Genomic DNA, 10,213 nt, shown 5'->3' with positions numbered 1-10,213 from the left:
GATGTCGCGAAAGTGGCTTTCGCGACACGTGCTAGGCGGCTGGGGTGCACGGTACGCCGAGCAGCGTGACACAACACCGGAATCTGAGCACGAACTTAAGTCGCGAACTAACGAATCGCCACACTAGTACAGGAAGGCCCCCTTCCTTGCGCCTGACGCAAGGAAGGGGGCCTTCCTGTACTTAACCCATCGGGAGTCCTTTGTGGATGGTCAAGGGAGGATTCCTTCGCGGGTTGCACCTCGCGCAATCTTCACGGAATCACGCAGCTAGACGTGGCCTATCGCGACAGGAGCCAGGCCCGGTCCGGCTCCGCCGGCTCGTTCACACGGCGTAAATGTCGGTACCGCCAGCGGGGGCGAAGCGGGCTTGGAAGAACCGGAGGTGGGGTGGTTCGTGGGTGAAGGTGAGGCCGCGGGTGATGTGGTGCCGGTCTTTGTGGACGCGGATCAAAGTATCGGCGACGTGGTCGATGTGGCTTTGGGTGTAGACGCGGCGGGGAACGGCGAGCCGGAGGAATTCCAAGGGCGGGTAGCGGTTTTCGCCGGTGGCCGGGTCGCGTCCGGCCGAGACGGTGCCGCGTTCGACGCCGCGGACGCCGCCGTCGAGGTAGACGGCGGCGGCGAGGGTCTGGCCGGGGAGTTCGGTGCGGGGGAGGTGGCCGAGGACGGCGGTGGCGTCGACGCAGACGCAGTGGCCGCCGATGGGCCGGACGATCGGGACACCCGCGGTGTGGAGCCGGTGGCCGAGGTATTCGATCTGGGCGACGCGGGCGCGGATGTGGTCCTCGTCGACGGACTCGGCGATGCCCTGCGCGATGGCCTCCATGTCGCGGCCCGCCATGCCGCCGTAGGTGTGGAGTCCTTCGTAGAGCAGGACGAGCCCGCGCGCCTGTTCGGCGAGATCGGGGTCGCGTAAGGCGATCCAGCCGCCGATGTTGGCGAGACAGTCCTTTTTGGCCGACATGACGGCGCCGTCGGTGGGGGAGCAGAGGGCGAGCAGGATGTCCGCGATCGAGCGGTGCGCCCAGCCGGGCTCGCGTTGCTTGACGAACCAGGCGTTCTCGACGGCGCGGGCGGTGTCGAGGAAGACGGGGATTCCGTTGGCGTGGGCGAGGTCGCAGGCGGCGGTGAGGTTGGCGACGCTGATGGGCTGGCCGCCCGCCATGTTCACGGTCGCGGCGAGTGAGACGTAGGGGATGGCGTCGCCGTGTTCGGCGATGACGGCCTGCAGCTTGACGAGGTCGACGTCGCCTTTGAACGGATGCTCGCAGGCGGGGTCGTGTGCTTCGTCGACGATGACGTCGTGGAAGGTGGCGCCGTTGAGTTCCTGGTGGGCGCGGGTGCTGGGGAAGTACATGTTGCCGGGGACATGCGTGCCCGGGCGGATGAGACAGCGGGAGAGGATGTTCTCGCCACCGCGGCCTTGGTGGACGGGAATGACGTGTTCGTAGCCGTAGTGGGCGCGGACGGCTTGTTCGAAGAGGTAGAAGCTGCGGGCGCCGGCGTAGGCTTCGTCGCCACGCATGAGCGCCGACCATTGACGGTCGGACATGGCGTTGGTGCCGGAGTCGGTGAAGAGGTCGATGTAGACGTCTTCGGAGCGGAGCAGGCAGGGATTCCAGCCGGCGGCCCGGAGTGCTCGTTCGCGGTGTTCGCGGGTGGCGGTGCGGATCGGTTCGACCATTTTGATCCGCCACGGTTCGGCTGGGTGGTCAGGCATCTCGGGTCACCTTGTTTCGTTCGAGGCGGTTGAGGAGTGGGCCGGTCATAGCGGTCGTGACGAGGGCCATGGCGACCATCGCGGTGTAGAAGGCGCTGTCGATGACGCCGAGCCCGAGCCCGATGCTGAGGAAGACGAGTTCGGTGACGCCACGGGTGTTCATCAGGGTCGCGAACACCGCGGCCGGACGGGGTGCCTGTCCGGCGAGGCGGGCACCGAGGTACGCGCCGCCACCTTTGGCGATGACGGCGACCGCGATGATCGCGAGGGTTTCGGTCACCAGGGTGGTGTCGAGCTCGCCGAGGTCGACCTTCCGTCCGATGAGGACGAAGTACAGCGGGACCAGCAGGGACGCGATGGGGGCGATCAGCGCGGCGGGGTCGTGGCGCGACGAGGGCCGGCCGATGGCGGTGCCGATGAGGAACGCGCCGATCGCGGCGTGCAGGCCGATGGTGCCGGTCACCGCGGCCCCGGCGCAGGCTAGGACGACCATGGTCACGGTCGCGGCCGGTGCGGACAGCCGATCCAGCGTCCGGCCGGACCACGGACGGGCGAGGACGAGCAGGCCAAGCAGGAACGGGACCACGCCCAGCAGCGACCAGACCTGGGTTCCACTGTGGACGGACGCGGCGACGAAGGCGAGCGTCGCCCACGCCGTGGCGTCGGTGATCGCGGCGGCGGTGAGCGCGCAGCGGCCGCGTGGGTCGTCCAGCATGCGTCGTTCGGCCAGGATCCTCGCCAGTACGGGAAAGGCGGTGACCGCCATGGCCGCGGCGGCGAAGAGGACGAACGGCGTGACCCCGGCCGGAGCGTGGCGTGTGGCGAGCCAGAGCGCCAGCAGTGCGCCGAGGACGATCGGGACGACGGTCGCACCGAGCGCGGGGACGAACGCCGCCGTGATCCGCGCCGCGGTGATCGACGGCGCGAGGCGGGCACCGACCCCGAACAGGAACAGGATCAGGCCGAGCTGAGCGAGGGCGTCCAGTGTTGTTTCGACGCTGCCGGGCAGGCCCGACCCCGCTTGCAGGGCGATGCCGACGACGAGCCCGCAGGTGATCTCCCCGAGGACGGCCGGCTGCCGGATCCGGGTGAACGCCCAGCCGAAGCAGCGGGCCAGTGGCAGCAGCACGGCGAGCGTGACGAGCAGGAGGGCGAGGTCAGGCATCGGGCACCCGCCATCGCCTGCCGTCCGCGGTGGGGACGAGCCCACCGGGGAACATCGGCGGCTCGTCGCCCGCGGCTTCGCCGAGCAGACCGCGCAACTGCAGTTGCACGCCTTCGGAGAGCACATCGCCGAACAACGCGCGGGAGAAGTCCTTTGAGGACACTCCGCCGACGAGCTCGGCGAAGGCTTCATCGGTGCTCCCGTGATGATCGGTGAGCCGTCGCGCGTGCGCGAAGTAGTCCTCCTCGTCGGTCTCCAGCTCGTAGAAGGTGATGAGGAAATCCCGGAACAGCGCGAATTCCCGGCGGTAGCGGGCTTCGAATTCGGCGAAACACCGTTTCTCGTCGGTGAAACCGGCCAAGACGCTGTTGATCGAGCGTGCGGCCAGCAGCGCGCTGTAGGTGGCCAGGTGCACTCCCGAGGAGAACACCGGGTCGATGAAGCACGCGGCGTCCCCGACGAGCACCATCCCCGGGGCCCACAGGACCGTCCGGTCGTAGGAGTAGTCCTTCCGCACGCGGAGCCGGTCGTAGGGTGGTTCGGTCGCGCGGTGGGCGTCACGGAGGAACTCGCTGATGAGCGGGCACTCCTCGATCAGCGAGGCGTAGGCCGCGGCGGGGTCGCCCTGCACCTTGTTCGCCGATTCGTGGTTGACGACGGCCCCGACGCTGGTCAACGTGTCCGACAGCGGGATGTACCAGAACCAGCCGTCGGTGAACGAGACGCACAGGATGTTCCCGGCGTCGGGCGCGGGCATCCGGTGGCCGCCCTCGAAATAGCCGAACAGCGCCAGGTTGCGGAACCGCGGCGAGTACTCGCGGGTGCCGCCGACGTCGTGGTGGAGTCTGCTGCCGTGTCCGGAGGCGTCCACGACGAACCGGGCGGTCGCCTGCCGTTCGTGTCCCGTGTCGTCGAGGTAACGGACGCCGCCGATCCGGTCGCCGTCCCGGATCGTGCCGAGCGCCCGATGGTTCTGCCGGACCTCGGCACCGAGCCGGCGAGCGCCGTCGAGCAGGAGTGTGTCGAACCGGGCGCGCTCGACCTGGTAGGCGTAGGACGTGGGCCCGGCCATGCGGTCGGACGCGGCGAAGGAGAACGTCCAGGGTTCGGCCTTGGTACCCCATCTGAAGGTCCCGCCGTGTTTGCGGACGAACCCGGCCCGCTCGATCTCGTCGCGTACTCCGAGCATCGCGCAGATCCCGTGGATCGTGGCGGGCAGCAGGGATTCGCCGATCTGGTAGCGGGGGAAGCTGTCCTTGTCCAGCAGCAGGACCCGGTGGCCTTCCGCGGCGGTGAGCCCGGCGACGGTGGCGCCGCCAGGCCCGCCGCCCACGACGATCACGTCGTAGTCGTCCATGACGGTGTCGCTCCTTTCGTTGTGGTGGGAACGAGTTCGGCGAGCCGGGCGACGGTGCGACGCAACAGGACGTCCCGCAGCGAACACGGCACGCCCAACGCCCGCAGCCGGACGGCGAGCGCCGCGGCGGACAGACTGTGTCCGCCGAGGTCGAAGAAGTCGCTGTTCGCGGCGACCGCCGGAATCTCCAGCTGGACCCGGAACGCGGACGCGACGAGTTCCTGCGCGGGGGTCAGCACACTCACCCGTACCGCCGGGAGCGGCGGCGTGAGGGCGGTCCGGTCGATCTTCCCGTTCGGCCCGAGCGGCATCGTCTCGAGCGGGATCACGGCGGAGGGCAGCAGATACGCCGGCAGCGCCGTCCGCAGCCGTTCCCGCACCTGGGCGACGGTGTCGGTGCCGAGCACGACGTAGGCGACCAGCCGCGGCTCGCCGCCTTCGGCCCGGACGACGGCCTGCCGGACGCCGGGCAACGCCAGCAGAGCCTGCTCCACCTCGCCCGGCTCGACCCGATGACCCCGGATCTTGACCTGATCGTCGAGCCTGCCCAGCCATTCCAGGTGGCCGTCGGGATCGAGGCGGCACCGGTCGCCGGTCCGGTACCGGCGTTCGCCCGTGGTGACGAACCGGTCCGTCGTCAGCTCCGGCCTGCCGAGATAGCCGAGGGCGAGGCAAGAACCGCTGACCAGGAGTTCGCCGGGTTCGCCGACCGGTACGGGCCGCAGTTCCTCGTCAACGATCTCGACGGTGGTATTGCCGATGGGCCGCCCGATCGACGGCGTCGCGCGGTCACCGAGCCGGCAGGCCGTCGTGAACACCGTGCACTCGGTCGGGCCGTAGAGGTTCACCGCGGTGACGTCCACGGCTCCACGCAGCTGCGACCAGAGATCCTGCCCGATGGCCTCCCCGCCCATCAGCAGCGTCCGCGGACGGCTCCGGCCGTCCAGCAAACCGGCCTGAAGCAGCGCCGACATCTGTGCGGGCACCGCCTCCACGACCGACAACCGGTGCTCCCGTACGAAGTCCACATAGGACTCCGGATCCGCGCGTACCGGATCGGGGACCAGATGCAGTTCATGCCCGCCCGCCATCCACAGCAGCGGATTCCACGACGCGTCGAAAACCAGCGGCAAACCGTGCGCCACCCGCTGAGGACCACGACCCGCCGGGAAGAAGCGGCCAGCCAGTTCGCCGTACAGGTTGACCAGACTCCGGTGACCCACCACCACTCCTTTGGGCAGACCTGTGGAACCAGAGGTGTAGATGAGGTACGCGGAGCCCGCGCCGGTCCGCGGCAACCGTCGCCCGTCTCGCCCGGCGAGTTCCCTCCGCCAGTCCTCATCGGACAGCAGGAGATCCGCCCGCTCCGCGAGTCCCGCGGCGTCCGTCAGGACCACGGAGGGACGGGCGTCGGCGAGAATCGCGTCAAGGCGTGCGGCGGGAAGGGACGGATCGATCGGCAGATGGACCGCCCCCGCCTTCGCGGTCGCGAGCACACTCAGCAGCGCCCGCACGGACCTCGTCATCGCGCACGCCACCACCGTTCCCGGTGCCGCGCCGACGTTCCGGAGAGCCTGGGCGAGCCGGTCACCCCAGCGGTCGAGTTCGTGGAACGTCCAGGCGACCTCGTCGGCGACCAGGCACGTCCTGGCCGGGGTTCGCCGAGCCTGGCACTCGAACAAGTCGCACCAGGTCGCGTGGGGGAGTCGCCGTGACTCGCCGTGTAGCACGGACATCGCGGAGCCACTCATCGCACTGGCTCGGTGTCGAACAGGGACCGGCGGATCAACGCCCGGAAATCAGGGCAAGGGCCCGGTACGAGCATGCCCAGATGACCACCAGGCACGACAGCGTCGGTGAACCGCCCGGACGTCCAGACCCGCCATGCCCGGAGCGTGTCATCACCGCCGGCGAACACCGGGTCGTCCTCGCCCCGGACAGCGACGATCGGACAGGCCAGCCGTACTCGTGCGGGTCCGGTATAGGAATCGGTCAGCCGCAGATCACCGAGTAGCAGATCCAGCGCGTACTCCCGGAGTTCGGGGCAGTCGCCGTGATCCACCACTGGTGCCAGGGCGTTCTGATCGAGTAACCGGCCAGCCTCGGCGGCGTCCGCCTTCGCGAATCTCCCCGGCACCCGCGACTGCGGCGCGCACGCACCCACGACGACCAATGCCGCCGGCCCCGGTAGGCCCCAGCCGTGGATGCGCTGGGCCACTTCAAGTGCGACGAACGCGCCCATACTGAACCCGATCAGCGTGAATCGCGAAAGCCCTTCAGCTCCGAAATGGTCGAGGGCCTCTCGCGCGATCCCGTCGGCAAGGTTCGCGAACGACGCCGCGGGCGGCTCGGCGAGACGTTCGCCGTGCCCGGGATACTCCACCCCCCACATTTCCATTCCTGCCGCATCCCTGGTGAGCCCGCGCAAGCTGAGAACCGTTGCGCCGGCTGGAGGAAAGCACAGAAGCCGATGGCTGAAGCCATCCTTTAAGTCCACTGTGGATAGTGCTCTGACGGCAGCGTTCATCGCCACGTCCTCTCCCGAGCCGATCGGTCGACGGACTGACGTCAGCCGTCGAAGACAAAGCCGCCAAGCGCGCCGGGATCCCCGTCGCTGGGGCAGGTGACCGTGTGTCCACATCGCACAGAGGCGATCAATAGCCGTGCCAGGCAACCGAATTTTCACGATGTGCGCTATCCCGGCGAACGTCCGGGCCTGCGCCGATGACGCGTCTTGGCGAAGCCGGGTACTCCGGACTCGCCTCGCCCGCACCTTTGGGTGACTCCGCGACCGCGCCGACCGCGGGAAAGGTGCGGGACTCCTGTCCTGCTCTTCCGTTACGTGATAACCGTCAGAGCTGTTGGTCCGAAAGATACGACGACGTCGGCCAAACTGGGGTAACGGTTTGACGGTGAGAGCAAAAACCCTGCAAGTGGCGGTAACGGGCGCGGACGCTCACTCACATGGGCTACCTCAACCGGTGGTCCTGGTTACGGTCCGAGTCGGTGCCGCCAGCGCGGTCCGCAGCACGGGATCGGGAGTTCTGGGGGACCGGGATGCGCGGTGTCCACGACGTCTCGTAGACGACGCCTGACGGGCTCACCTCAGGCGGTAGCGGCGGAGTCGCTGGTAGCGTGCCTCGGGAGATTCTGACGGTCGAGGGTGACGACCGGCCCGGCCGATGCCGACCGCATCGACAGGTGGGCGTCGAGTATCCGTCGTTGCCGGGTGGTCGCGGCCTCGCGCAAAGCGGTGGTGACCCCGTCGACCAGCGCCCGGACCGCGACGACCAGCCTCGGCTACCGGTGAGGCGTCCGACGTTTTGCCTGCGCGGGCCGGCCGGGATCTTGGCCGCGGTCGGGTCGAGACGGGCCGAATCTTTACGTCGAGCTGTGGACAGGAGCCCTGCGGACATGTTGGGCTGAGACCCGGCCGAACCTGGCGTGGTCGGCTGTTTCTGCCCTGCGACGTCGAGGAGCGGCGCCCTGAGCCTGTCGGAGTACCTCCGAGAGAACTGGATCGACGTCGTGAACGACGCGATCCTGCACGTGGATCTCACCCTGGCGGCGATGGCACTGGCCGTGCTGGTGGGAATGACGATCGGCCTGCTCACCTACCGGCGGCGGTGGCTCGGCGCGATGGCGACCACGACGACGGCGGCGTTCTTGACCGTCCCGTCGATCGCGTTGCTGGGCATCCTGATCGGCCCGTTCGGGCTGGGGCTGACGAATGTCCTATGCGCACTGGTGCTCTACGCACTTCTGCCGATCACGCGCAACACGATCGTCGGGCTGCGTGGCGTCGATCCGGCCGTGGTGGACGCGGCGCGCGGGATGGGGTTCGGCCGCGCGCGGCTGATGTTTCGCGTGCGCCTGCCGCTTGCCTGGCCGGTGATCCTTACCGGTATCCGGGTTTCGACGCAGATCACGATCGGTATCGCGGCCATCGGCGCGTATGTCAAGGGCCCCGGCCTCGGCAATGAGATCTTCGACGGGCTCGGCCGGTTCGGCGCGGTCAACTCGCTGAACCAGGTACTCACCGGAACGCTCGGGATCATGGTGCTGGCGTTGCTGTTCGACCTGGCCTTCGTGGTGCTCGGCAAGCTGACCACACGGCGACGTCCCCTTGCCCGCCGAGCGGCGGCTCCGGCGACGTCGGGGGGAGCAGCCGGAATGGGCGGCGAGACGATCGAGCTGCGGGACGTCAGCAAGCACTACCCCGGACGAGCGGTACCGGCGGTCGAAAGCCTGACGATGCGCATCCCCGCGGGCGAAATCGTCGTGCTGACCGGTCCGTCGGGGTGCGGCAAGACGACGACCATGCGGATGATCAACCGGCTCGTCGAGCCGACCGCGGGCGTCGTCACGATCGGCGGCACCGACGTGTCGGCGCTCGACCTCGACGAACACCGGCGCAACACCGGCTACGTCATCCAGCAGATCGGGCTCTTCCCGCATCTGCGTGTGGACGCCAACATCGGCGTGGTGCCGCGGGTGCTCGGCTGGACCCGGCGACGCATCGCGGACCGCGTGCGCGAGTTGCTCGACGTCGTCGGCCTGACCCGCGAGCACGGCATCCGGTACCCGCGTGAGCTTTCCGGCGGTCAGCAACAGCGCGTCGGTGTGGCGCGGGCGATGGCGGCGGACCCGCCGGTCATGTTGATGGACGAGCCGTTCGGCTCCACCGACCCGATCACGCGCGCCCGGTTGCAGGACGAATTCCTTCGCCTGCAACGGGAAGTGCGCAAGACGATCGTGTTCGTCACACACGACTTCGACGAGGCGTTGAAGGTCGGCGACCGGATCGCCGTGCTGCGGCCGCGGTCGGTGATCGCGCAGTACGACACGCCACAGGCGATCCTCGCCGCGCCTGCGGACGACTACGTCGCGAGCTTCGTCGGCTCGAAGCGGAACCTGAAACGGCTCGCGCTGATCCAGGTGGGCGACCTGGAGCTCCGCCCGGCGGCCGGTCCGGACGGCCTGCCTCCGGTCCGGCCCGACGCCAGCCTGCGGGACGTGCTGGACGTGATGGTGCGGACCGGCAGCACCGCGGTCGTGGTTACCGAGGACGGCACCACGCAGCCGCTGGGGGTGTGCGACGTGCCGAGCCTCGTCGCGGCGCTCAGGCTTACCGACAAGGGGCCCATCGACGAGGCACCCGCGCCCGCGATCCCGGACGCAGCGGAGGCACCCGGGCCGGACACCACGGTGCCTGCGCGGCCTCGTCGGCGCCGGCTCGGCCTGCTGGTGCGCCCGGTTCTGCTGACCCTCGCCTTACTGGCGCTCTTCCTGATCGTGCGTGCGCAGCCGCTCGACTCGATCGAACAGCGCTTTCTCAACCCCGGCGAGATCTTCACCGAACTGGGCGCGCACCTGCGGCTCACCGTGATCTCGACGGCGTGCACCATCGCCATCGCCCTCCCGCTCGGCATCCTGCTCACCCGCGCCGGCGCCCGCTGGGCCCGGCCCATCGGCCTGGGGCTGGGCAACCTCGGCCAGGCGATCCCGTCGATCGGGCTCGTCGTGCTGCTCGCGCTCTGGATGGGCACGGGCACCGCGACAGCGGTGGCGGCGCTCGTCGTCTACGCGACCTTGCCGGTGCTGCGCAACACGATCGTCGGGCTCGACGGCGTCGACCCGACCCTCGTCGACGCCGCGCGCGGCATGGGCATGGGCAAGACGGCCATCCTGTGGCGGATCGAACTGCCGCTGGCAGTCCCGGTGATTCTCGCCGGGATCCGGACCGCGCTGGTGCTCACGGTCGCGAGCGCGACGCTGGCGACGTTCATCGGCGGCGGTGGTCTCGGTGGCGGGCTTGTCGCCGGGATCGGGCTGTACCGCCCGATCCTGAGCTTGACCTTCGGCATCATCGTCGCCGCACTGGCGCTTTTCGTCGACTGGCTGGGGCTGGTCGCCGAGGAGATCCTGCACCCGCGCGGCATGTAGCTCGACCGACTTCAAGGAGGACCAA

General features: G+C 69.2%; 7 protein-coding genes. 2 read left to right on the top strand and 5 right to left on the bottom strand.

The features are described from left to right. Positions 1 to 322: 322 nt before the first annotated feature. From ACLARN_RS23580 to ACLARN_RS23560, 5 genes are read right to left on the bottom strand one after another with little or no spacing between them, the layout of a single operon-like run. Positions 323 to 1,720, bottom strand: coding sequence for a tryptophanase (locus tag ACLARN_RS23580; protein WP_409493625.1), 1,398 nt, complete (start codon positions 1,718 to 1,720; stop codon positions 323 to 325). Further along, positions 1,713 to 2,885, bottom strand: coding sequence for a cation:proton antiporter (locus tag ACLARN_RS23575; RefSeq protein WP_409493624.1), 1,173 nt, complete (start codon positions 2,883 to 2,885; stop codon positions 1,713 to 1,715). Before ACLARN_RS23575 ends, ACLARN_RS23580 begins: the two co-directional genes overlap by 8 nt. Further along, positions 2,878 to 4,242, bottom strand: a complete 1,365-nt coding sequence (locus ACLARN_RS23570; RefSeq protein ID WP_409493623.1) for a tryptophan 7-halogenase — start codon at positions 4,240 to 4,242, stop codon at positions 2,878 to 2,880. The genes ACLARN_RS23575 and ACLARN_RS23570 overlap by 8 nt, the downstream gene beginning before the upstream one ends. Continuing rightward, complete coding sequence (locus ACLARN_RS23565) at positions 4,224 to 5,978, bottom strand: amino acid adenylation domain-containing protein (protein ID WP_409493622.1); 1,755 nt, start codon at positions 5,976 to 5,978, stop codon at positions 4,224 to 4,226. The genes ACLARN_RS23570 and ACLARN_RS23565 overlap by 19 nt, the downstream gene beginning before the upstream one ends. A gap of 11 nt (positions 5,979 to 5,989) precedes the next feature. Continuing rightward, positions 5,990 to 6,769 carry a thioesterase II family protein gene (locus ACLARN_RS23560; protein WP_409493621.1) on the bottom strand — a complete coding sequence of 260 codons (780 nt, stop codon included), beginning with the start codon at positions 6,767 to 6,769 and terminating at the stop codon, positions 5,990 to 5,992. A gap of 636 nt (positions 6,770 to 7,405) precedes the next feature. Here ACLARN_RS23560 and ACLARN_RS23555 point away from each other — a divergent pair. Together ACLARN_RS23555 and ACLARN_RS23550 are read left to right on the top strand one after the other, a co-directional pair. Beyond that, positions 7,406 to 7,552, top strand: coding sequence for a hypothetical protein (locus ACLARN_RS23555; RefSeq protein ID WP_409493620.1), 147 nt, complete (start codon positions 7,406 to 7,408; stop codon positions 7,550 to 7,552). A gap of 218 nt (positions 7,553 to 7,770) precedes the next feature. Next, positions 7,771 to 10,188, top strand: coding sequence for an ABC transporter permease subunit (locus ACLARN_RS23550; protein WP_409493619.1), 2,418 nt, complete (start codon positions 7,771 to 7,773; stop codon positions 10,186 to 10,188). Positions 10,189 to 10,213 lie beyond the last annotated feature (25 nt).

Source organism: Amycolatopsis sp. cmx-11-12, from assembly GCF_046269425.1.
Lineage (GTDB): Bacteria > Actinomycetota > Actinomycetes > Mycobacteriales > Pseudonocardiaceae > Amycolatopsis.
Note: the sequence above shows the minus strand (reverse complement) of the source record. Positions and strands in the feature narration are given on the sequence as shown.